The 23,065-nt window shown below is 49.4% G+C and carries 29 protein-coding genes and 1 pseudogene; all 30 read left to right on the plus strand.

Annotation, left to right across the window (positions count from 1 at the left end):
• The first annotated feature begins 229 nt into the window (after positions 1–229).
• The 30 genes and pseudogenes from NE664_09600 (at position 230) to NE664_09745 (ending at position 22,945) form a co-directional block, all read left to right on the plus strand.
• The gene (locus NE664_09600) at positions 230–1,099 is read left to right on the plus strand and encodes an energy-coupling factor transporter ATPase (GenBank protein ID MCQ4726900.1); all 870 of its coding nucleotides are present in this window, start codon (positions 230–232) and stop codon (positions 1,097–1,099) included.
• Positions 1,075–1,932: an energy-coupling factor transporter ATPase gene (locus tag NE664_09605; GenBank protein MCQ4726901.1), complete on the plus strand. Its 858-nt coding sequence runs from the start codon at positions 1,075–1,077 to the stop codon at positions 1,930–1,932. The genes NE664_09600 and NE664_09605 overlap by 25 nt, the downstream gene beginning before the upstream one ends.
• Positions 1,933–2,736 carry an energy-coupling factor transporter transmembrane protein EcfT gene (locus NE664_09610; GenBank protein ID MCQ4726902.1) on the plus strand — a complete coding sequence of 268 codons (804 nt, stop codon included), beginning with the start codon at positions 1,933–1,935 and terminating at the stop codon, positions 2,734–2,736.
• The gene (gene truA / locus NE664_09615) at positions 2,733–3,488 is read left to right on the plus strand and encodes a tRNA pseudouridine(38-40) synthase TruA (protein MCQ4726903.1); all 756 of its coding nucleotides are present in this window, start codon (positions 2,733–2,735) and stop codon (positions 3,486–3,488) included. Before NE664_09610 ends, truA begins: the two co-directional genes overlap by 4 nt.
• A 203-nt stretch (positions 3,489–3,691) precedes the next feature.
• Positions 3,692–4,129 carry a 50S ribosomal protein L13 gene (gene rplM / locus NE664_09620; protein ID MCQ4726904.1) on the plus strand — a complete coding sequence of 146 codons (438 nt, stop codon included), beginning with the start codon at positions 3,692–3,694 and terminating at the stop codon, positions 4,127–4,129.
• A gap of 23 nt (positions 4,130–4,152) precedes the next feature.
• Positions 4,153–4,545, plus strand: a complete 393-nt coding sequence (gene rpsI, locus NE664_09625) for a 30S ribosomal protein S9 (GenBank protein ID MCQ4726905.1) — start codon at positions 4,153–4,155, stop codon at positions 4,543–4,545.
• Positions 4,546–5,022: 477 nt separating this feature from the next.
• Positions 5,023–5,844, plus strand: a complete 822-nt coding sequence (locus NE664_09630) for a ParA family protein (GenBank protein MCQ4726906.1) — start codon at positions 5,023–5,025, stop codon at positions 5,842–5,844.
• A complete protein-coding gene (locus tag NE664_09635; protein ID MCQ4726907.1) occupies positions 5,801–6,736 on the plus strand; it encodes a ParB/RepB/Spo0J family partition protein in 936 nt (311 codons plus the stop codon). Before NE664_09630 ends, NE664_09635 begins: the two co-directional genes overlap by 44 nt.
• A gap of 12 nt (positions 6,737–6,748) precedes the next feature.
• Positions 6,749–7,018, plus strand: coding sequence for a DUF5720 family protein (locus tag NE664_09640; GenBank protein ID MCQ4726908.1), 270 nt, complete (start codon positions 6,749–6,751; stop codon positions 7,016–7,018).
• 1 nt (position 7,019) lies between these two features.
• Positions 7,020–7,523 carry a hypothetical protein gene (locus tag NE664_09645; GenBank protein ID MCQ4726909.1) on the plus strand — a complete coding sequence of 168 codons (504 nt, stop codon included), beginning with the start codon at positions 7,020–7,022 and terminating at the stop codon, positions 7,521–7,523.
• A 60-nt stretch (positions 7,524–7,583) separates the two neighbouring features.
• On the plus strand, positions 7,584–8,462 hold the full coding sequence (locus NE664_09650) for a helix-turn-helix domain-containing protein (protein ID MCQ4726910.1): 879 nt from the start codon (positions 7,584–7,586) through the stop codon (positions 8,460–8,462).
• A 34-nt stretch (positions 8,463–8,496) separates the two neighbouring features.
• Positions 8,497–9,243 carry a BRO family protein gene (locus NE664_09655; GenBank protein MCQ4726911.1) on the plus strand — a complete coding sequence of 249 codons (747 nt, stop codon included), beginning with the start codon at positions 8,497–8,499 and terminating at the stop codon, positions 9,241–9,243.
• A gap of 22 nt (positions 9,244–9,265) precedes the next feature.
• Positions 9,266–9,577 carry a DUF5720 family protein gene (locus tag NE664_09660; protein ID MCQ4726912.1) on the plus strand — a complete coding sequence of 104 codons (312 nt, stop codon included), beginning with the start codon at positions 9,266–9,268 and terminating at the stop codon, positions 9,575–9,577.
• 12 nt (positions 9,578–9,589) lie between these two features.
• Positions 9,590–10,009 carry a DUF4313 domain-containing protein gene (locus NE664_09665; GenBank protein ID MCQ4726913.1) on the plus strand — a complete coding sequence of 140 codons (420 nt, stop codon included), beginning with the start codon at positions 9,590–9,592 and terminating at the stop codon, positions 10,007–10,009.
• Positions 10,010–10,095: 86 nt separating this feature from the next.
• Positions 10,096–10,596: a PcfB family protein gene (locus NE664_09670; protein MCQ4726914.1), complete on the plus strand. Its 501-nt coding sequence runs from the start codon at positions 10,096–10,098 to the stop codon at positions 10,594–10,596.
• The gene (locus tag NE664_09675; GenBank protein MCQ4726915.1) at positions 10,593–10,904 is read left to right on the plus strand and encodes a conjugal transfer protein TraG; all 312 of its coding nucleotides are present in this window, start codon (positions 10,593–10,595) and stop codon (positions 10,902–10,904) included. Before NE664_09670 ends, NE664_09675 begins: the two co-directional genes overlap by 4 nt.
• A 22-nt stretch (positions 10,905–10,926) precedes the next feature.
• Entirely contained in the window at positions 10,927–12,801 is a 1,875-nt protein-coding gene (locus NE664_09680) for a recombinase family protein (protein ID MCQ4726916.1), read from the plus strand.
• A 78-nt stretch (positions 12,802–12,879) separates the two neighbouring features.
• A complete protein-coding gene (locus NE664_09685) occupies positions 12,880–13,071 on the plus strand; it encodes a transposon-encoded TnpW family protein (GenBank protein ID MCQ4726917.1) in 192 nt (63 codons plus the stop codon).
• Between the two features lie 134 nt (positions 13,072–13,205).
• Entirely contained in the window at positions 13,206–13,502 is a 297-nt protein-coding gene (locus NE664_09690; GenBank protein MCQ4726918.1) for a hypothetical protein, read from the plus strand.
• A 185-nt stretch (positions 13,503–13,687) separates the two neighbouring features.
• The gene (locus NE664_09695) at positions 13,688–14,521 is read left to right on the plus strand and encodes a methyltransferase domain-containing protein (GenBank protein ID MCQ4726919.1); all 834 of its coding nucleotides are present in this window, start codon (positions 13,688–13,690) and stop codon (positions 14,519–14,521) included.
• A gap of 131 nt (positions 14,522–14,652) precedes the next feature.
• On the plus strand, positions 14,653–14,949 hold the full coding sequence (locus NE664_09700) for a DUF3847 domain-containing protein (GenBank protein MCQ4726920.1): 297 nt from the start codon (positions 14,653–14,655) through the stop codon (positions 14,947–14,949).
• 231 nt (positions 14,950–15,180) lie between these two features.
• The gene (locus tag NE664_09705) at positions 15,181–16,689 is read left to right on the plus strand and encodes a MobA/MobL family protein (GenBank protein MCQ4726921.1); all 1,509 of its coding nucleotides are present in this window, start codon (positions 15,181–15,183) and stop codon (positions 16,687–16,689) included.
• A gap of 15 nt (positions 16,690–16,704) precedes the next feature.
• A complete protein-coding gene (locus tag NE664_09710) occupies positions 16,705–18,606 on the plus strand; it encodes an AAA family ATPase (protein ID MCQ4726922.1) in 1,902 nt (633 codons plus the stop codon).
• Between the two features lie 94 nt (positions 18,607–18,700).
• Positions 18,701–18,925, plus strand: a pseudogene (locus NE664_09715) (type IV secretory system conjugative DNA transfer family protein).
• A 94-nt stretch (positions 18,926–19,019) separates the two neighbouring features.
• On the plus strand, positions 19,020–21,425 hold the full coding sequence (locus NE664_09720; protein ID MCQ4726923.1) for a recombinase family protein: 2,406 nt from the start codon (positions 19,020–19,022) through the stop codon (positions 21,423–21,425).
• Positions 21,422–21,583 carry a hypothetical protein gene (locus tag NE664_09725; GenBank protein MCQ4726924.1) on the plus strand — a complete coding sequence of 54 codons (162 nt, stop codon included), beginning with the start codon at positions 21,422–21,424 and terminating at the stop codon, positions 21,581–21,583. The genes NE664_09720 and NE664_09725 overlap by 4 nt, the downstream gene beginning before the upstream one ends.
• A gap of 10 nt (positions 21,584–21,593) precedes the next feature.
• Positions 21,594–21,941 (plus strand): TnpV protein, encoded by a 348-nt coding sequence (locus NE664_09730; GenBank protein ID MCQ4726925.1) that lies wholly within the window; start codon positions 21,594–21,596, stop codon positions 21,939–21,941.
• Positions 21,942–21,955: 14 nt separating this feature from the next.
• Complete coding sequence (locus NE664_09735; protein MCQ4726926.1) at positions 21,956–22,255, plus strand: hypothetical protein; 300 nt, start codon at positions 21,956–21,958, stop codon at positions 22,253–22,255.
• A gap of 98 nt (positions 22,256–22,353) precedes the next feature.
• Positions 22,354–22,677, plus strand: a complete 324-nt coding sequence (locus NE664_09740) for a hypothetical protein (protein ID MCQ4726927.1) — start codon at positions 22,354–22,356, stop codon at positions 22,675–22,677.
• Entirely contained in the window at positions 22,658–22,945 is a 288-nt protein-coding gene (locus NE664_09745) for a molecular chaperone (protein ID MCQ4726928.1), read from the plus strand. The genes NE664_09740 and NE664_09745 overlap by 20 nt, the downstream gene beginning before the upstream one ends.
• Positions 22,946–23,065 lie beyond the last annotated feature (120 nt).

Raw genomic sequence — 23,065 nt, forward strand, 5'->3', positions numbered from 1 at the left:
AGGAAAGAATAAGTTTTGGAAACGTAAGGCCGGTATAAATATAAGATGATTGAGGGCGTATTGTATCAGGCTTAGACGGCGCGGCATTTGAGAGAATACGGCTTAAAATGGCATGAAGGATTTGGAGCGGAAGATTAGCGGGCGGCAGATTTTTAAACTGTAAGGCGCTTGCAGTAAGAAGAAAAAACAGGCAGGCTTTTATAAGAACCTTATAAATGGGGTGGATTAGATGGATTTAATGGTGAAGTCCGAAAATTTAAAATATGAGTATAAAAGAACTTTTGAAAATGGGAACGAAACGCACACTGAAACTGTAGTCGCCCTTAACGGCGTTAGTATAGAAATCGAAAGGGGCAGCTTCGTAGCCGTTTTAGGACATAACGGGAGCGGAAAATCAACCTTTGCAAAACATATTAACGCGCTTATTAAACCGACGGAAGGCACGATTATTGTAGACGGATACGACACGGCGAATGATGAATTTATATGGAATATAAGGCAGAGCGCCGGCATGGTTTTCCAAAACCCCGATAATCAGATTGTAGCGACGGTAGTCGAAGAGGATGTGGCTTTCGGTCCGGAAAATCTTGGTATCGAGCCTAAGGAGATCCGAAGGAGGGTTGACGCGGCGCTTGAAAATGTCGGAATGGCCGAATTTAAAAAGCATACGCCAAGCAAACTTAGCGGCGGACAGAAACAGAGGATTGCCATTGCGGGAATACTTGCAATGAAACCCAAATGCATAGTTCTGGATGAGCCAACCGCAATGCTTGATCCCATAGGGCGACGGGACGTTATTGAAACGGTTAAACGCCTTAATAAAGAAGAAGGCATAACAATTGTCCTTATTACGCACTATATGGACGAAACTGTCGGAGCTGACAAAGTTATTGTTATAGATAACGGAAATGTCGTGATGCAGGGAGCTCCCAGGGAAATATTCGTTCAGGTGGAAACTTTAAAAAAGTATGGCCTGGACGTTCCGCAGGCCACGGAAATAGCATATAATTTACGCAGATTGGGAATAGATATTCCGGCGGATATATTAACGGCAGATGAAATGGTAGGTGCGGTATGTCAATTAAAATCAACCATTTAACACATATTTACAATGAAGGCACGGCCATGGCAAAAACGGCTTTGGACGATGTGAATTTAGAGATTAACGACGGGGAATTTATAGGGCTGATCGGCCATACGGGAAGCGGAAAATCAACTTTGATACAGCACCTTAACGCCCTTATTAAGCCTACGGGCGGTGAAATCCTCTTAAACGGCGTCGATATAAACGCCGATAAAAGCAAATTAAAGAATATCAGGCAAAAGGTCGGGCTTGTTTTCCAGTATCCGGAGCATCAGCTTTTTGAAATGACGGTTTATAAAGATGTATGTTACGGCCCGGCAAACTTAGGCCTTGACGAAAAAGAAATTGATAAGAGAGCGCGGGAATCGCTTGAAACTGTCGGAATAAGCGAAGATATATTTGAAAAATCGCCTTTTGAGTTAAGCGGCGGGCAGAAAAGGCGCGTTGCCATAGCCGGAATACTTGCCATGAAGCCGGAAGTGCTCATATTGGACGAGCCGACGGCGGGACTTGATCCGAAAGGCCGCGATGAAATACTGGACGCCGTAAAAGAAATGCATAAAAGGCTTGGCATAACAGTTATACTTGTTTCCCACAGCATGGAGGACGTTGCAAGGCTGGTAGACAGGATAATTGTAATGCATAAAGGAAAGGCGGCCCTTACGGGAACTCCAAAAGAAGTTTTTGCCCAAGCCGAATTTTTGGAAAGTATTGGCCTTGCGGCGCCGCAGGCAAGTTATATAATGAAGGGCCTCAGGGAAAAGGGATTTGACGTGCCTGAAGATATTTTTACTATAGACGATGCGACAAAGGCTATATATGAGCTTATAAACGGGGTGAAACCATAAATGATTAGGGATATAACAATAGGACAGTATTATATGGTGGATTCCTTTATCCACAGGCTTGATCCGCGGTTGAAAATAGCGGCTGTTTTCACTTATGTCATATGCCTGTTTATAATTGACGATATTTATACATATGCTTTTTCAATAGCGGCTTTGGCGGCGGCTATTGCCGTTTCAAAAGTCCCCCTTAAATTTATTTTAAGGGGAATAAAAAGCATTATGATAATTATAATCTTGACGGCTCTTATTAATGTGCTTACAACGAAAGGCCAGCATGTATTCTACCAGTGGGGATTTATTACCGTGACGCTTGAAGGTGTGTATATGGCGGTAAAGATGGTTGTAAGGCTTATAATGCTTATTATAAGCTCGTCGCTTCTGACGCTCACAACAACGCCGATACAGCTTACAGACGGTATCGAATATTTATTGAAACCGTTTTCAAAAATTGGCGTGCCTTCCCATGAAATAGCAATGATGATGACTATAGCGCTGAGATTCATACCTACGCTCCTTGACGAAACCGACAAAATTATGAAAGCGCAGCAGGCAAGGGGCGCGGATTTTGAAACAGGCGGACTTATGCAGAAAGCCAAAAGCCTTGTGCCGATTCTTGTGCCGCTTTTTATATCGGCCTTCAGGCGCGCCGACGAGCTTGCAATGGCTATGGAAGCAAGATGTTATAACGGCGGCAATAACAGAACGAGAATGAATGAAATGGCTTTTACAAAGGCCGATCTTTATGCGGCGGCGGCAGTATGTTTTTATGTTGCGGTTACAATTATACTGATGGTGGCGCTATGATGAAAAAAAGGATAATGATTACTGTGGCATATGATGGCAGCGAATATTTCGGTTGGCAGAAACAGGCCGATAAAAGCTGCCCGACGGTGCAGGAAACTTTGGAAAAGTCGCTCGGCGTTTTTTTTAAGCAGGAAATAAACTGCATAGGGGCAAGCCGCACTGACAGGGGCGTCCATGCCTTCGGTCAGAGAGCTGTGATAGAGGTTTATACAACCGTTCCGACGGAAAAGCTTCCTATGGCGCTTCATTCATTCCTGCCGGAGGACATTTCTGTTGTGGACGCCGTAGAGGTGGAGGAGAACTTCCATCCGAGATACGACTGTATACAAAAAACGTATGAATATAAAATATATAATGCAAAGTACAGGAACCCTGTTTTTAGGAAATACAGTGAATTTAATCATAACAATTTGGATATAATAGCCATGGACGCAGCCGCAAAGGCGCTTATAGGCGAACATGATTTTAAATCGTTTGCCGCAAGCGGCGGCAGTGCAAAAACGAGCGTAAGAACAATTTTTGACATTTCCGTAAAAAAAAGCGGCGATTTTATCATTATAAGGGTAACGGGAAACGGATTCCTTTACAATATGGTGAGGATTATTGCCGGAACGCTTATACTGGCGGGAGAAGGCAAGATCGACCGCCGCGGCGTCAAAGAGATACTCGAAGCAAAAGACAGGACGAAAGCCGGCAAAACGGCAGGCCCGCAGGGCCTTACGCTTGTGGAAATTAAGTATGACAAATACTAAAATTACCCTTGACACACCCGGACAGTTGTATTATACTAGTTCTGTTCGACAGCCACTTAAAAACTCGTTAGCCCCGAGTTTTGAAATATAGGAAATTTACAATAATGTGTTGTTTTGCGATTGGTTTTGGCTTTAAGCCCCCCACAAGCTTGAAGCAAAAGCTTTTGGCAAAGCGTTTTGATTTTAAGGAGGTTACGTTAACTATGAGGACAACATACATAGCTAAACAAGCTGATATTGAAAGAAAATGGTATGTTGTAGACGCCAGTGGCAAAACATTAGGCCGTCTTGCATCTGAAATCGCAAAGGTTTTAAAAGGCAAAAACAAACCTATGTACACATCTTTTATTGATACGGGAGATTATGTAATTGTTGTAAACGCTGAAAAAATTGCCGTTACAGGCAAAAAAATGGATCAGAAGCTTTACACCCATCATACAGGCCATATCGGCGGCTTAAAACAGGTTACTTTAAAAAGAATGTTGGAAACAAAGCCAGAAGCAGTTATTACACATGCTGTAAAAGGTATGCTTCCTAAAAATACGCTTGGCAGGAATATGATTAAAAAACTCCATGTTTATGCCGGTCCTGACCACAGGCATGAAGCACAGAAACCTGAAGTTTTAGAAATCAACGCTTAATTTAGGAAGAGGGAGGAAGCAAAATGGCAGTAGCAAGATATTACGGCACAGGCAGAAGGAAATCATCTGTTGCAAGGGTTTACTTAGTACCGGGCAGCGGAAATATTACTATAAATAAAAGAAGCATAGACGATTATTTCGGTCTTGAAACATTAAAGCTTATTGTTCGTCAGCCTCTTGAGCTTACGGAAACAGGCGCAAAATTCGACGTTCTCGTTAATGTTCACGGCGGCGGATATACAGGCCAGGCAGGCGCTATCAGGCACGGTATTTCAAGGGCTTTGCTCGAAGCGGACAGCGATTACAGGCCTTCTTTAAAGAAAGCCGGATTTTTAACGCGTGATCCAAGGATGAAAGAAAGAAAGAAATACGGTCTCAAGGCAGCTCGTCGCGCGCCTCAGTTCAGCAAGAGATAATCTGCTGTTCAAACCGTATCAAAATGGTTCAAAAACCCCGGAAAATCAAGGTTTTCCGGGGTTTTACTGTATCTAAACGGGCTGATATGGTTTGACCAAATTTGGCAAATCGAGAGCCGTTTTCACCCAATTTTTAGTGGTCCGCAAGTGGTTAACCGGCCAAAAAGAGGGCAAAAAGAGGGTCAAGTGGTGCCCAAAGTGGTTAACCGAGAGCCGATTTTGGGGTGTTTTTGGAGGTACTTTTCAGCCTGCCTTCCCCTCGTTTTGGGCTGTGGCAGTTTGGCATAGTTTGACCTAATTTGAATAATTGAATATGAATTTGATATAGCACTCAGTATAAAATGACTGGGTGCTTTTTTCATTTCAGGAACTCGTATTCCGGCGATAGAAAGAGCCGTCACTTCACTTTTTATTTTGGAGTGGCGGCTTTTTCTATTTCCAGAAGCAACAGCAACAATTAGAAATGAGGTGAAGTCAATGAACACGCAAATCATTGCCATTGCCAACCAGAAGGGCGGCGTTGGCAAAACCACCACCTGTGCCAATCTTGGAATCGGTTTGGCGCAGGCCGGAAAGAAAGTCCTGCTGATCGACGGAGACCCGCAAGGAAGCCTGACGATCAGCTTGGGCAATCCCCAGCCGGACAAGCTGCCCTTTACGCTGTCGGACGCTATGGGACGCATCCTGATGGATGAGCCGCTCCGTCCCGGCGAGGGTATCCTGCACCACCCTGAGGGCGTAGACCTGATGCCTGCGGACATCCAGTTATCCGGTATGGAAGTATCTCTGGTAAATGCCATGAGCCGTGAGACTGTCTTGCGGCAATATCTGGACACGCTGAAGGGGCAATACTCCCATATCCTCATCGACTGCCAGCCCTCTCTGGGGATGCTCACAGTCAATGCGCTGGCCGCTGCGAACAGGATCATAATTCCCGTTCAGGCAGAGTATCTGCCCGCCAAAGGGCTGGAACAACTGCTCTCCACGGTGAACAAGGTAAAGCGGCAGATCAACCCCAAGCTCCAGATAGACGGTATCCTGCTGACGATGGTGGACAGCCGAACCAACTTTGCCAAAGAGATCTCCGCGCTCCTGCGGGAGACCTATGGCAGCAAGATCAAAGTATTCGGCACAGAGATTCCCCATTCTGTTCGGGCAAAGGAAATCAGCGCCGAGGGAAAAAGCATTTTTGCCCATGATCCCGGCGGCAAGGTGGCAGAGGGCTACAAAAATCTGACGAAGGAGGTGTTGAAACTTGAAAAGCAGCGCGAAAAAAATAGAGCTGGCCTCGGTAGATGATCTGTTTTCCACCGAAGAAGGTCGCCAGGATGCAAAGCTGGAAAAGATTCAGGAAATTCCGTTGTCTGAACTGCATCCGTTTAAGAACCACCCATTCAAAGTCAAGGATGACGAAGCCATGATGGAGACCGCTGACAGTATCAAGCAGTATGGCGTTCTGGTTCCGGCGATTGCCCGACCGGACCCGGAGGGCGGTTATGAGCTGGTGGCCGGACACAGGCGGCACAGAGCCAGTGAGCTGGCAGAAAAGGAAACTATGCCGGTCATTGTTCGGGATTTGGATGATGATGCCGCCACGATCATTATGGTTGACAGCAATTTACAACGAGAAAGCCTGCTCCCCAGTGAAAGAGCATTTGCTTATAAAATGAAGCTGAATGCCATGAAACATCAGGGGGAGAGAGTTGATTTAACTTGTTCCCAAGTTGGGAACAAGTTAGAGGGCAAGAAGTCCAGCGAGGTTTTGGCAGAGCAAGTTGGGCAGAGTAAAAACCAGATTTTTCGCTATATCCGTCTGACAGAGCTGATTCCAGAATTGATGGATATGGTGGATGAAAAGAAGATTGCCCTGAACCCAGCCTATGAGCTGTCCTTTCTCAAAAAAGAAGAACAGACAGATCTGCTGGACGCCATGGACAGCGAACAGGCTACCCCTTCCCTTTCCCAAGCCCAGCGGCTCAAGAAATACAGCCAGGAGGGGCATCTGACCCTCGATATGATGCGTGTCATCATGGGTGAGGAAAAGAAAAGTGATCTGGACCGAGTGACATTTACCTCTGACACCTTGCGGAAGTATTTCCCTAAAAGCTATACGCCCCAGCGGATGCAAGAAACCATCATCAAGCTGCTGGAGGCATGGCAGAAAAAGCGTCAGAGAGACCAGGAACGATGAAAGGAGCCGCCTATGAGGGATATTTCAGCCCGTGAGCTGAAAGGACACAACATTCTCGCCGTAGAGAGGTTTTGGGATAACACCCGCTGGATGATTGAGTTTTCCGTCCTGCGTCCCAGCACTCCTTACGGCAGCCCCGGAGATGAAATGCGGCTGTTTTTGACTGAGGACGGGTATCAGTCCGCCCTGCAAAGCCAGCAGCGCCGGGAGATCAAGATCAAAAGGCACGCCCGTGTAATTGAGGGGCATGTCTTGGATGTAAAGAAAAAACGGAGAAAATAAGATGTTTAGAGAAAAAGAAATTTGCAATGCCATCAGGACGGCGTATCTTTATCTTTTCCCCGACAAAAAGGAGCGGAAAAGGGCGCTCTCCAGATTGAACATGGAACTTGTGGCGCAGTCTGTCCGCTATCGTGGGGAAAGTGTCCTTGCTTACCAGACCGCTGGGAACCATGAGTGTTCTTTGAACTACTATGGGCCAGAGTTGTTTCCGCAGCGGGGATTTTGTATTTACCAAAAAACTATCCAGAGTCATTCTACGCAGGTGGATGCTTCTTGCATCAGGGAACTATGGCTCTTGGAGGACGGGCGGTTTGTGGATGTCTCCTGCGTGAATACGAAATATCGTTCGGCGTATGAAAGGTTTTCTACCTGTTACCGTACTATCCATCATATCGTCAGGGAGCGGGACTGGCAGGACTATCCAGCGGAGGAGGTTGCCGACGCCTTTGAGGACATCAGCCGCTATCCCTTTGATGGGAGACCAGGAGTTTTCTATGAAGTTTGAGCCGCGTCTTTACTGACAGCGGCTTTTGTTATTTTCTGACCACAGGAAGGAGTGAAGTGAATGGCAGTCTACCGCGTACAACGGACACGCGATTACACCGTTATGTCAAATTATCATCTGAAGGATAAGGGGCTGACCTTAAAGTCTAAGGGTCTGCTCTCCATGATCCTGTCGCTCCCAGAGGAGTGGAATTACACTACAAGAGGTCTGGCTTCCATCTGTAAGGAGGGTGTGGACGCCATTGGCTCTGCACTCAAAGAGCTGGAAACAGCTGGCTACATTGTTCGCAGGCAGCTTCGCGGCACGAATGGCCGTATTACTGATACCGAGTACATCATTTATGAACAGCCACAGCCAAAGAAGCCAGATCTGTCCCAGCCGGATACGGCTTCACCAGATACGGAAACCCCGGATATGGTAAAACCGGATACGGAAAAGCCCGCAGAATTAAATATAGAGAAATCAAATACAGAAAAATCAATTACTTATGGATCAAGTACCGATTCCATTCTCTTCCGGGAAACAGCGGCTGCAAGACCGCCGGAACGGAAAGGAAGGGAAGCGATGTCTGTCACAGAGATAGAAAATTATCGGGAGTTGATTTTGGAGAATATCGAGTATGACTGCTTGAAGCAGCGTTATCCTCTCTACCTGGATGACCTAAATGAGATCGTAGAGCTGTTGGTAGAAACGGTCTGTGCCAAACGAAAGACCACCCGAATCTCTGGGGCAGACTTCCCTCACGAGATTGTGCGTTCCCGCTTTTTGAAGTTGGATAGCTCCCACATCGAGTTTGTCATGGACTGTCTGCAAAAGAACACCACCCAGGTACGCAACATGAAGCAGTACCTGCTTGCGGTGCTGTTCAATGCGCCTACCACCATGAACAATCACTTCACTTCATTGGTCAACCACGATATGCACGCAGGCGGCTGGTAAAGGCTGCCTTTTATCATGCCAAAGGAGGCACGACATGAACCAGATGGAAATTTTCAAAAACCCGGAGTTTGGCAGTATCCGTGTCATTGAGGAAAACGGCAAATACCTGTTCTGCGGAACGGATGTGGCCGCTGCGCTGGGGTACAGCAATCCCCGCGATGCAATTATCCGCCATTGTAGGTATGTCGTGAAACGCGACGCACCTCACCCACAAAGCCCCGACCGCAAAATCAGTATGACTTTTATCCCAGAAGGCGATTTGTACCGCCTGATCGTTCATAGCAAATTGCCATCGGCAGAGCAGTTTGAACGGTGGGTATTCGATGAGGTCCTGCCTACCATTCGTAAGCACGGGGCTTATCTCACAAAAGAGAAGCTGTGGGAGATTGCCACTTCCCCGGAAGCTCTGATGAAGCTCTGCTCAGACCTGTTGGCTGAGCGTGAAGCGAATATTTCTCTGCGTAAGGAAAATGCACAGCTGGAGGGCAAAGCCGCTTTCTATGACCTGTTCATCGACTTAAAGCACAGCACCAATCTCAGGACTACCGCCAAAGAGTTGGATGTCCCGGAGCGCCGGTTTGTCCGGTTTCTGATAGAACGGCGGTTTGTGTACCGCACGGCATCCGGCAATGTGCTGCCTTATGCCAATGTGAAAAATGCAGGGCTGTTTTGCGTTAAAGACTACTGCAACCACGGTCATACCGGTTCCTACACGCTGGTCACGCCCCAGGGCAAGCTCTACTTTGCCCAGCTGCGGGAGATGATCTTGCTGGTCTCATAAGAACAGAAAGGAAGTGGGTTTTATGCAGGAAGGCAAAACAATCGGTCAGCTGATGGAGGAAATGCGCCAGAAAGCCAGGGCGCAGAACTACCACGGCCATGACTACATGGATCTCCAGCGATTTGCGGAGAACACGCGGCACATGATTATTTTTGATGTGCTGACCCATGACTCCCCGGTGGGCTGGAAAGGAGAACGCACCCGCCTGTTTTTGTCAGAGATAGGCTATGAAAAAGCTCTGGACAGTCAGGCAAAGGGGCAGATCAAGATTCTCAGCCATGCAAAGGTCAGAAATGGAGATTTGTTTTATGACCACAAAGAACAGATACGATAGGAGGAATCCGATATGAATGAGGAAAAGAAAGTACCCTTCAAGTGGGAATACGGGGAAGAAACCATATCGCTGCAACTTGGAATGTATGCGAATAATCAGCGGCTCTATATCGGCATGATTACCCATACAGAAGATAGAGCAGAGCCGTTTGCAGATATGACGGTGAACCTTCCAGGGTATTCCCTGGACCCCGGAGAGGCGTTTATTTCCGGTGACATCAGCAAGGACCTGCTGAGATTCATCAAAGAGAACAAATTGGGGAAGGTGCTTCCCTATCAGGTGCAGTCCGGTTATGGAAAATATTCTGCTGTTGCCTTTGATCTGGAAAAGTTGAAGGCATTTGACCCTAAAGGCGTGGCAGAGTTTCGGAAAGAGTGGAATCTGCCGGATAAAAAGCCGGTAAAGAAAAAGAACCGCGGGATGGAGCGATGAAGAAATATTTTCTCCGGCGGCTGGTGGTTCCGCCTTAGAAAGAAATGCACCACCCCTGCACATTTTGTGGAAAGGAGGAGATGAAAATGCAGGAAGAAGTGGAAAACAGGACTTTAACGCTGGTTGTCAGCGGAACAAAGTTTACCGGCAGGCTGCTCAAAGCTGCCATCAGTAAGTACATGGCCCACTGCAAGGAGAAGAAGCTGCAAAAACAGAGAAGCCGTGACGCTCCTGTGACACCCCACGGCAAACAGACCGTCAAGCAGCTCATTGGTCAGAATCAGGGGATCTCCAATATTGAGATCACAGACCCCTCCATCAAGGAATTTGAGAAGATCGCCCGAAAATATGGTGTGGACTATGCGGTAAAGAAAGACCGCAGCAGCTCCCCGCCCAAGTATCTGATCTTTTTCAAAGGCCGTGACGCCGACGCACTGACCGCTGCATTTACCGAGTACACCAGCAAAAAGGTCAAGAAGGCCGAGAAAACGGAACGCCCGTCTGTGCTGGCAAAACTCAGTCAGTTCAAAGAGATGGTCAAAAATGCCGTGGTGGATCGTACCAAGCGAAAGGAGCTGGAGCGATGAAAAAGCAGTTTGACATCAAAAAGCTCGTTTTGCTGAACCTGCCCTATCTCCTGATGGGGCTGTTTGCTACCAACTTCGGGGAGGCATGGCGGCTGGCTCAGGGGGCAAATGCTTCGGAAAAATTCCTTTCCCTGTTTGCCGTCCTGCCTGGGGCGCTGCAAAGTTTCTGGCCCAGCCTGCACCCGTTGGATCTGCTGGTGGGGCTGTGCTGCGGTGCTGGTCTGCGTCTGGCGGTATATCTCAAGAGCAAGAACGCCAAGAAGTACCGTCACGGCATGGAGTATGGTTCTGCACGGTGGAGTGCATAATCTTAAGTGTAAAGAACTCTACATGGACGCACAGGAGGATATGCACATGAATGATTACAACAAAATCACAGCCCTTTACTCCCGCCTTTCCGTAGGCGACGAGGACAGGGACGGCGGCGAAAGCAACTCCATACAGAACCAGAAGAAGTTTTTGGAAAGCTACGCCAGACAGCTAAAATTGACGAATATCCGGCACTACATTGACGACGATGAAAGCGGCAGATTTTTCGACCGCTCCGCCTACTCCCGCATGATAGAGGACGTAGAAAACGGTAAAATCGGCGTGTGTATTATGAAAGACATGACCCGCTGGGGGCGCGACTATCTCCAAGTCGGCAACGCTATGGAGATATTCAGACGGAACAATGTGCGCTTTATCGCGGTCAACAACGGGATAGACAGCGAGAAGCCCGACACATTGGAGTTTGCGCCCTTTATCAACATCATGTCGGAGTGGTACGCAAAGGACATCAGCAAGAAAGTAAAGACCGGCATTAAGACGAAGGGCATGAGTGGAAAGCCGATTGCCACCGAAGCTCTCTATGGCTATGTCAAATCCCCGGACAACAAGGATTTTTGGATAATCGACGAGGAAGCCGCCGGAGTTGTCCGTTTGATTTTTCGCCTGTTTCTGGACGGGAAAAACCGCAACCAAATCGCCGTATATCTGACGCAGGCGCAAATCCCAACGCCCACATTCTACATGAAAGAGCGCGGGCGGGGAACGTGCAAAAACAGGGCGCTCAATGAGGATAACCGTTACAAGTGGAACAAAGCCACTTTGACCCATATCCTTACACGGCAGGAGTATTGCGGCGATGTAGTCAACTTCAAGACTACAAAGCATTTCCGGGACAAGCGGAACCACTATGTAGACCGGAGCCAATGGCAGATAACCGAAAATGTGCATGAGCCGATTATTGACCGCGCCGACTTTGAAACCGCACAGCGGATTTTGGAAAACGCGCCCGTCAGACGCCCCAACGGGGACGGGGAAATCCACCCTTTGTCGGGCTTGCTTTTCTGTAAGGATTGCGGCGCAAAAATGCACATCCGCATAGATTACAGAAACGGCGGCAAGCGGCACGTTGCCTATTGCAGCGAGTACCACAAGGGAAAAGCCAAAAACCCCAAATGCCATTCCCCGCACATCATTGACGCGGACTTGCTCATGCAGACCGTCGCGGAAGTGCTGAAGAAAATCGAGGACTATTCTATCAGCAACCGGGCGGAGTTTGAAGCCTTAGTGAAAAAGAACCTTGCCATGCAGCAGACCGACCAGACCAAAAAGCAGCAGAAGCGTATCCCACAAATCACGACGCGCCTTGAACAGATCGACAAGGTGCTGAACAAGCTCTATGAGGACAACGCCCTCGGCACTATCCCGCAAGACCGCTACGAGCAAATGTCGCAGAAGTATTCAGAAGAATACTACGCATTGAAAACGGAGCTTTCCATACTCCAAGAGCAGCTATCCGCTTATGAGAACGCGGGAGGACGGGCGCAGAAGTTTTTGAAGCTGACGGAACGCCATGCCGCCTTTACTGACCTCACCCCCGCCATTCTCAACGAGTTTATCAGCAGGATTGAAGTGCATGAGCGCGACCAGAAAAGGGCGAGATACGCAATCCAGCACATCAGCATATATTTCAACTATATCGGCAGATTTGAGAACGAAGTAACGCAGCTTGCAGAGCCGACAGAGCAGGAAATCCGGCAAATGCGGGAAGAAATCGAAGAAGCCAAAAAGGAAAAGAGCCGCGCCTACCACCGGAAGTATTCAAGGGAGTACCGGGCGCGAAACCTTGAAAAGCAGCGGGAGTATGAGCGTATCAAGGCGCGGGAATACCGGGCAAGGAGAAAGGCGCAGACCGCCGCCGCACAGCCCGCACAGTAAAACAGAATAACCGACAACCAAGAGGGATTTTCCGGCTACGGGAAGTCCCTCTTTTGTGCCCGGAGAAAGGAGCTGCCTATGGCAGAACAGACCCCCGACAGTATCATCACGACGCAGAGAAACGGGCAGACTATTGTTGCGGAGTTATTTTTCAATCACAGCAGCACAGAAACATTCCGCGACAAGCTGCTCAAGACGATACTTGCCGACAGTTCGTGTTTATCTGCGTCTGACGGTCAAGAGCCGGAAAAATCGGAAATCTTGCGATAACAGCCGCCCCGACGATACATTCCACGTCCGGGCGGTTTTTATCGTCAAAAACGCCGTTTTCTCCAAGTCAAGAGCCGGAGAAAACACCCGAAAAATGCCCCTATTGCGTAACAGGGGCACAGAAAGGAGTTTGCATGAGAACAGGGCTTACCAAGCAGGAAAAGACCACCGATATTTGGTTTGACGAGAAAGACCCCCTTATCCATATCCGCACCCACAACACCGCCTTGAAAAAGCGTCTGCTTGCATACAGCCGCCGTTATCCGGCGATCTGCCAGCAGACTGACGCAGACCCGGAAACGGGCTGCATGGAGTTTGACATTGAGAAAGGCCGCTTCTCTTTCCGTCTGACCGCCCCATACAGCGAGGAACGGCGGGAAGCGGCGCGGCGGTATGCCAGAGAGAGCAACGTCGCCGACAGGCTGAAATAGAGTTGAAATGTTCATAGTTTTGTGCTATACTTTTTCTAAAAGCAGAGTAATACTGCGGAATTGATTGGAGGACAACACAATGGTTACATTTATGAGATTAAGATAAAACCGCGAGTTATGTTGCGGTTATCCGTATTGCATAACTCGCTTATTGAAGCAGAGATGTAATTACGGAGGAAAAACAAATGAATAATAATTTATCACGCTTTGCAGACAGCAAGGTTTATTTTCAATGCCCAATTTGCACAAAATCAATGGATATACAAGGCAATAGCCTAATTTGTAGACATGGACATTGCTTTGATATTTCAAGATATGGGTATGTAAATTTGTTGTTAAAATCATCGCCCAAAACCAACTACAGCAAGCGGTCTTTTGACAACCGGCACCAAATTTTGGAGTATGGCATGTATGATGTTGTGTTGGAGAAAATCATACAGTTTATTTCTGATACGCCATCTATAAGAAACATTTTAGATGTTGGTTGCGGCGAGGGTTTCTATGCAAGGCAGATACAGCAAAGAACAGAACGAAACATCTTTGCCTTTGACTTGTCAAGGGAGGCAATACAGATTGCATCAAAAAAAGACAAGCGCAAAGCAGTGAAGTGGTTTGTTACTGACTTATCAAAAATCCCTTTGAAAGACGGAAGTATGGATTGTATTTTAGACATATTTTCGCCTGCACACTACAAAGAATTTCAGCGATTGCTATCTCCTAACGGATATGTTGTGAAAGTAATTCCTACGAAAAATCATTTGAGGGAAATCAGGACTAAAGTGCAAGCACACTTGAAAAATCCAGATTATTCAAATGAGTCTGTCGTTGAATATTTTGAGAAATATCTTAAAACCATTTCAAGAGAAACGGTTTCAGCCACCGTACAGTTGTCATCAGAACAAAGAATGTCGTTTATTGAAATGACGCCGCTTCTCTTTTGCGTTGAAAAAGATTGCGTTGATTGGCGTACTCTCACACATTTGACAATCGAAGCTGATGTTTTAATAGGAATGTATTAAAGGGCGTATTGATATTTAATATTCCCATTTATTGAGCAGAACGGAGTAAACCAAACACCCTAATCAAAAGGACAGCCGAGGAAATCGACTGTCCTTTTTCTATGCCGACAGGTAGAAAGGAGTGACCACCCATGACGAAACCGAGAGAAAAAAAACGCGAGGAATTGCAAGCCGAGATTGAGGACGGGAAGAAGAAAATCCGGCAGCTTGAAAATCGGGAAAAGGTGTTGCGGCAAAAGTTATCCCAAGAGGAACGCCGGACGCGCAGCCACCGGCTGGTCGTCCGAGGCGCAGTCTTTGAGAGCATTGTGCCGGAAGCCAAGACCATGACCGATGAGGAAGCCGCCGCCTTTCTCCGGCTTGCCCTGACGAGCGAGGAAGCGCGGGCTTATCTGAAAAAACGCACCGAGGGCGGGAAAAGCGAATAATCCCTTTGGAACAAAGGGCGCACTTATACACCCTTGCGGGCGTGTGCGCTCTGCCGAGGGCGTATCTCCGCACAGGGAACTTTCCCCGCGCTCCGATATGGCGGCTTTGCCGCAACAAGGGGCTGCACCCCTTGCGCCGCTTACGCGGCTATCCCTGCACACCCACAAAAACAGTACACCCGCCGTTGGCGTCTGTACCATTTTTGCGGGTTTGGTTATCCTATCCGGGAGGTGATACCCATAGCCATTTACCATTGTAACATCGGCATTGTGAGCCGAGGAAAAGGCAAGTCAGCCGTTGCCGCAGCCGCCTATCGAAGCGGCGAGAAAATCACAAACGAGTGGGACGGAATGACCCATGACTACACCCGCAAGCGCGGCGTTGTCCATACGGAAATCCTACTGCCGCCCCATGCCCCGCCCTCTTTCTCTGACCGTTCAACCTTGTGGAACAGCGTGGAGCTTTACGAGAAAGCCGGGAACGCCCAGCTTGCCAGAGAGATTGACGCAGCACTCCCCATAGAATTATCCAGAGAGGAACAGATCCGGCTTGTCCGTGAATACTGTTCCTCTCAATTTGTTTCAAGAGGAATGTGCGTTGATTTTGCCATTCACGACACCGACAGCGGCAACCCCCATTGTCATATCATGCTTACCATGCGCCCCCTTGACGAGCGCGGCGCATGGGCGGCGAAGTCCAAAAAGGAATATGACCTTGACGAGAACGGCGAGCGCATACGCTTACCAAGCGGCAGATACAAGACACACAAAGTTGACCTCACAGGCTGGAACGACAAGGGCAACGCGCTTTTATGGCGCAAGGCATGGGCGGATATTTCAAACGCCTACCTTGAACGCGCCGGACACCCGGAGCGTATCGACTACCGCAGCAACGCCGAGCGCGGCATTGACGAGCTGCCCACCGTCCACATGGGCGTAGCGGCCTGTCAAATGGAGAAGAAAGGCATAGCCACCGAGAAAGGCGAGCTGAACCGGAATATCCGAAAGGCAAACCGCCTTATCCGGGAAATCAGGGCGCAGATTGGAAAGCTCAAAGAATGGATTGGCGAACTGTTCAAGGCGCGGGAAACCGCCCCGGAGCAGCCCCCGCAATCCCCCGGCCTTGCAAATCTGCTGATGAAGTATTTAAGCGTTCAGAGAGAAAAGAGCCGGAAGTATTCGCAGAGTTGGCAAAGGCAGCACGCCGCCGATGAACTGAAAACCGTTGCAAAGGCGGTCAACTATCTTTCCGAGCATGGTATTTCTACCCTTGCGGAGCTGGACGCTGCCCTTTCCTCTGTCAGCGACCAAGCCGACGCTATCCGGGAGGGCATGAAAACCGCCGAGAAGCGCATGAAAGAATTGCAGAAATTGATTGAATACGGGAAGAACTACACCGAGTACAAGCCCATTCACGACGAGCTGAAAAAGCTGAAAAATGGCTGGACGAGCAAGCGTGACAAGTACGAGGAAGCCCACCGCGCCGAGCTTACGCTATGGAACGCAGCGAGCCGCTATCTCCATGCAAATCTGCCGAAAGGGACAAAGACCTTGCCTATCTCTGAATGGGAAAAAGAGTACGCCACTCTCAGCGGGCAGAGAACAGCGGAATATACCAAGCTGAAAGAAACCCGCGCCGAGGTTGCCGAGCTGCACAATATCCGCAAGTGCGTTGATATTGCACTGAAAGCCGACCAGCCGGAGCAGACCCGCGCCAAGCGGCACGACTTAGAACGATGAATGGAGTTGAGATTTTTGTACTACACCCAAGAACAGATAGACCGGGCGAATCAAGCCGACCTTGTTTCTTTCCTGCAATCACAGGGCGAGCAGCTTACCCGCGCCGGGAATGAATACCGCTGGAAACGGCACGACAGCTTGACCGTCCGGGGAAACAAATGGTACAGGCACAGCCAGAGCAAGGGCGGCGGCCCCGTTGATTTTGTTATAGAGTTTTTCGGCAAGAGCTTCACCGAAGCCGTGGAACTTCTCACAGGAGAAAAGGGAGCCGCACCGCCGCCGGACAGACCTTGCCCCGCGTCCCTTTCCGACTTCCGGCTACCACCCCCAAACAGCGACAACCGAACAGCGAGGAACTACCTCACAGCAGCCCGCCGCATTGATGAAGATGTGACGGGCTTTTTCTTTGCCCGCGGCGATATTTACGAGGACGCAGCCCACCACAACGCCGTATTTGTGGGGCGGGACGAGGACGGAATACCGCGCTACGCCCACAGCAAGGGAACGGCGGGAAACTTCCGGCTCGATGTGAAAGGCAGCGACAAAGCCTTTAATTTCTGTTACCGGGGCGAGGGCGACAGGCTTTTTGCCTTTGAAGCCCCCGTTGACCTGCTCTCTTTCCTCTGCCTGTTCAAAAAGGAATGGCAGAAGCAGAGCTATTTGTCATTGGGCGGCGTGGGAGAAAAAGCCCTATTGCGTTTCCTTTCTGACCGTCCGAACATCAAGACCGTTTACCTCTGCCTTGACAGCGACCAAGCCGGAAACGACGCTTGTAGCCGCCTTGCGGAGCTTGTGCCGGAGGGCTTGACCGTCCACCGCCTTGTGCCGCTGTTTAAGGACTGGAACGAGGTATTGCAGCACCGGGCAGAAATCACAGACGGGAAGTATATCCAGGAAGCAGTTTACGGCCTGAAAGAGCCGCCGCAGGAAGAAACCGTCGAGATTATCCGCATGAGCGAGGTTGACACGCAGACCGTTGAATGGCTATGGGAGCCGTATATCCCTTTCGGGAAAGTAACCATTGTGCAAGGCAACCCCGGCGAGGGCAAGACCACCTTTGCCCTACGCCTTGCCGCTGCCTGCACCACCGGGGGAACGCTGCCGGGAATGAAGCCCCTGCCGCCATTCCAAGTGATTTACCAGACCGCCGAGGACGGGCTGGGCGATACCGTCAAGCCCCGCTTGATAGAAGCCGAAGCCGACCTTGACCGCGTGCTTGTGATTGATGAAGCCAAGCGGGAGCTTACCCTCTCCGACGAGCGCATAGAAAAGGCAATCACGCAGAACGGGGCGCGGTTGATTATCCTTGACCCAATACAGGCGTACATGGGCGAAAAGACCGACATGAACCGGGCAAACGAAGTGCGCCCCATGTTCCGCCGTCTTGCCGATGTTGCCGAGCGTACCGGGTGCGCCGTTATCCTTATCGGACACTTGAACAAAGCTGCCGGAGGGCAGAGCGCATACCGGGGCTTAGGTTCTATCGACTTCCGCGCCGCAGCAAGGAGCGTCCTGCTGATCGGGCGCGTGAAGCGGGAGCCGAATGTGCGTGTTATCGTCCATGACAAATCTTCCCTGGCGCCGGAGGGCAAGCCCGTTGCCTTTTGCCTTGACCCGGAAACAGGCTTTTCATGGATAGGCGAATACGACATAACCGCCGACGAGCTGCTATCCGGCGCGGGCGGGAACACCGCCACCAAGACCGAACAAGCCGAGAAGCTGATACTTGACCTGCTTGCAGACGGGAAAGAGCTTGCCAGCGAGGACATTGTAAAGGCCGCAGCCGAAGCCGGAATATCCGAGAGGACGGTACAGAACGCCAAGCGCAACATGGGCAGCATTTTGGGCGCAAGGCGTGTCGGCGGTCAATGGTATAACTTCATCAAGAAGAAGCAGCCGCCCGAACCCGCAAGCTGAAAGTGCAAAACGCAGACCCTTTGCACTTTGCACTTTCGCACTTTCACAAGAATTTGCGTCAATAACTCAAAAAAGCACTTGACAAAACGCTTCATGGGGAACCCGTGAGGATATTGCTCCCTACATCGACCCGGTGTTCCAGAACAATGTCATTCTCACAAAAACCGAAAGCCTGACCATGAACAGCCGCCCCAAGGACCCCAAGACCGCCAGAAACAAAAATGTGCTGGTGATCGGCGGCTCCGGTTCCGGTAAGACCCGCTTCTGGTTGAAGCCCAATCTGATGCAGATGCACAGTTCTTATGTGGTCACAGACCCCAACGGTTATACTATAAGCAGATAGACAAAGGGTGTGTTTCACAAGCACGACCGATGTTTACCTGCTTAATTACATAAAGAAGGGAGGTAAAACCGTGGCAAAGAAAGAAGAAATCAAAATTACAGCTCTGTATGAGCGTTTATCAAGAGATGATGAACAGGCTGGAGAATCGAACTCCATCCAGAACCAAAAGAAATATCTTGAAGAATATGCCCGTCAGCATGGGCTGAGAAATATCCGGCACTTCTATGATGACGGCTATTCCGGTACGAACTTTAATCGTCCCGGTTTTGCCGCCCTGCTGGAAGAAGTCGAAGCCGGACGAGTGGAGACCCTTGTGGTAAAGGATCTCAGTCGTTTTGGTAGAAACTACCTGCAAGTTGGCTACTACACAGAAATCCTTTTCCCGAAAAAGGGCGTTCGGTTCATAGCCATCAACAACAATGTGGACAGTGCTACCCCGCAGGACAATGACTTCACGCCGTTCTTGAACATCATGAACGAATGGTACGCCAAGGACACCAGCAACAAAATTAAGGCAATCTTCAAGTCCAGAATGAAAGACGGAATGCGATGCAGCGGCTCTATCCCGTATGGTTACAAGAGAAAGCCGGACGATAAGCAGACTCTCATCGTGGACGAGCCAGCCGCAGAGGTTGTCAGAAAAATCTTCCGTCTGGTTTGTCAGGGCAACAGCACCACCGCCATTGCGGAAATGCTGACAGCAGAGAAGGTGCTGATTCCCTCCGCTTATGCAGCCTTAAATCAGCCGAAGAATTGCAGACACAAGAATGTGACAGACCCCTGCCGATGGAGTGCAACCACCGTTGGCTACATCCTTGATCGGCAGGAATATCTCGGTCATACTGTGTTGGGCAAGTCCATCTGCGAGAACTTCAAGACCAAGCAGCGCAGAGCCGCAACGCCGGACGAGCTGATGATTTTCCCCGATACGCATGAAGCCATCATCGACCAAGACACATGGGATATTGCCAGAAAGATTCGCTCGAAGAAAAAGCCGAGAGTGGCGAATGGCACCTACTCCCACCGCCTGTCCGGCTTGGTGTACTGTGCTGACTGTGGCGCAAGAATGGGATTTATCAGTCCCGAAGCAAATCATAGCGAAAAGCACTATGATTCAGATTCCGCTTTTCAATGCGGCAATTATCGGAGCAAGAGCGGAGAATGTGTTTCCCACTATGTAAAAACATCGGTTCTGGAAGCGGCAATTTTACAGGCAATTCAGGCAGTAAGCAAATATGTCCTTGAAAACGAGGACGAGTTTATTCAGCAGCTCAAAGCCGTTTGGAATGAGCAGCAGACCAGAACGGCAAACAATGGCTATCAGGAACTTGCCGAAGCAAAGAAACGAATGGCTGAGCTGGACGAGAAAATCAACAAGCTCTATGAGAGTACCTTGAGCGGCTTGCTGCCGGAGCGACAGGCACAGCGCATGATTCAGCAATACGATGAAGAACAGATTTTGCTGGAAAAGCGTGTTGCAGAGCTGGAAAATCTGGTTCAGCACGATGAAATCAAGCAGGTGGACGCATCCCGTTTTATCGCTCTGGTCAAGAAATACCGGGACTGCGAGGAGCTGACCGACACTATGCTCTATGCATTCATTGACAGGATTGAGGTTCACGAAGCCACAGGCGGTCGAACCATTTACCGACAGCAGAACATTGATATTCATTTCAATTTCATCGGTAACTACTACCCGCCTGTTGAAACTGTTTCCGAGGAAGAACGCATTGCCGCCATCGAAGCCGAGCAGCTGCGAAAGAAGCAGGAAAAGGGCAAACGCTCGGAAAAACGCAGAAAGCAAAAGCTGTATGCTATGCGAGAAGCTGCACAAGCCGGAGACCCGGTTGCTATCGCACAGTATGAAGAACATCTGGCATATCAGCGTGAGCGGAATCAGAAGCACCGCCAGAAGCTAAAGGAAGCCAGAGAAGCCAGCCCGGAATATATCAGTCAGTTAGAGGAAAAAGAGCGCATCAAGCGTGAAAAGATACTCGAAACTGAGCGTAAGCGAGTGGAGCGAGCCAAAAAGAAAAACAAACTGACACGGGCTGAGCTGAAAGAAAAGGCAAAGACAGACCCCGAAGCAGCCAAGCAGCTGGAAGCAATGAGAGCCAAGGAAGCCGAAGCCAGACAGCGCAAAAAGGAGCGTGAGGAAGCGAGGATGGCAGCTGATCCAGAGTACGCCGCCATGATGGAAGCCCGAAAAAAGGAGTATATCCGCACAAGGACTGCCAAGCGCAAAGCTGAACACAAAGCCCTTGTGGAGCTTGCCAAGACCGATGAAGAAGCCGCAAGGAAGCTGGCTGAGAAGCGGAAATATCAGAGCGAAGCCACCGTTAAGTGCTATCAGAAATTGAAAGCCGATGCGGAAGCCGGAGACCCCGAAGCCATCAAACGATACGAAGCCCACCTTGCCAAGCGCAGAGAGGACTACCACAAAAAGAAAGCAGAAAAGGAGGATATTCCAGCATGAACGAGTTATGGATAGTCAGATTTGTCCGCAAGGACGGCAAGCCGGACGAGGAATATTACTATCGTTCTCTTGCCGAAGCAGAGCATCACAAGAACCTGTTTCTGGACGATGATTCCGGGCTGTATGAGCGCATTGAAATCGTCAGTGACAAACATTAAGGAGGACACTATGGAACTGAAATTCATCAAGAGCGGAGATTACTACATCCCCGACATTCAACTGCAAAACCCGAATATCCGTCTTGGAAAGTGGGGGCTGATGCGAAAGTCGTATCTGCGGATAGCACAGCCGTTTCTCTTTTCGGAGATGGTACTGAGCGAAACGCTATATCCCCATTGTGCGGAAATTGAAGCCGCCGCCAAGAGCCGTATGAACATCATCCTTCCCCAGCTGATGAAACACTACGGTGTGACCGAACGGCTCAAAGCCACAAATCAGCTTGAATGGGTTCGCCAGATGAACGCTTGTGTGGCACAGGCAGAGGAAGTCATTAAGGACGAGCTAATTTACAGCTAAGCAAGGAGGAAACCATGGGACTGATAAAGCTAATCATTAAGTTGCTGGTGCTGCCGCTGATTGTGGCAGTCACCTTGATACAATGGGTCGGTATCTTCTTCACGCAGTTTTCGACCGTTATCTTCAATTTGCTTGCCGGGCTGATGTTCCTGATAACGATTGCCGGATGGATGTTCGGCATCAGCGCAGGAGCAGAAACGCTCCAACTGCTGGCAGTTGCCTTTGTGGTCTTTATCATCCCTCACATTGCGGAATGGCTGATTATTAGAATCGCCGTTATTAACTACGGACTGCGTGATTTTATCAAGTCCTGACCCAACAATTTTATATCGTCAGCAAAGCGACAGGTATTTCCTTGTGAAGTCCCTGCCGCTTTTATTTTATCAAATCAAAGGAGAACAAAACTATGACAATGAACCAGAAGAAAGCACTGTACGCCTTTGGCAGCCCTGACCGTGAAGCAACGGTCAACCGTTTCTGTACGCTGGCAGAGCTTGCCCCCGATCCTGCCGTAAAGCGATTCTTCCTTGCAATCGCAAGAGAAATGAACACCCCGACCGCCGACCGTTGGTATCGCTGTATGTTCTTCAATCTCCGCTTAGAGATGGAAGCATATCTGCGCTACGAAAAGGCTTTTGAGCGCATCGTGAGAGGCTGTCCGGCAGAGGATTGCGAGGACGGCATGGAATACAATGAGGAATGGGAGGATGACGAATATGACCCTGACAAAGTATGAGAAAGAGACCATTATCCTGTTCAACAAGGGCGAGGACACCGCCCACATCCAGACCTACAATGCCGGACTGCGAAAGCGGCTGGCAGCGTTCAGCAAGAAACACCCCGACCTTTGCTGCTTGGAAAAATCCTTCGCCCAGGGCGGCGTGATCTATGTGCTGGACAAGTCCAGACTGTCTATCCGACTGCAAGCACCGTACAGCGAAGAACGCAGACGGAAAGCAAGCGAGAGCGCAAAGCAAACCGGGTTCAAGAGCCGGACGGAATAATGTAACAGTTAGGGGCGATATGCGGTCAAAATGTCGAGCTTACATCCGATGTTTTGACTGCTCGCCAACGAAGAAATATACTATTGCATAATTCAAATGCTCATCTTAAAACATCTGTTC

Source organism: Anaerotignum faecicola (assembly GCA_024460105.1).
In the GTDB taxonomy this organism is placed as follows: domain Bacteria; phylum Bacillota; class Clostridia; order Lachnospirales; family Anaerotignaceae; genus JANFXS01.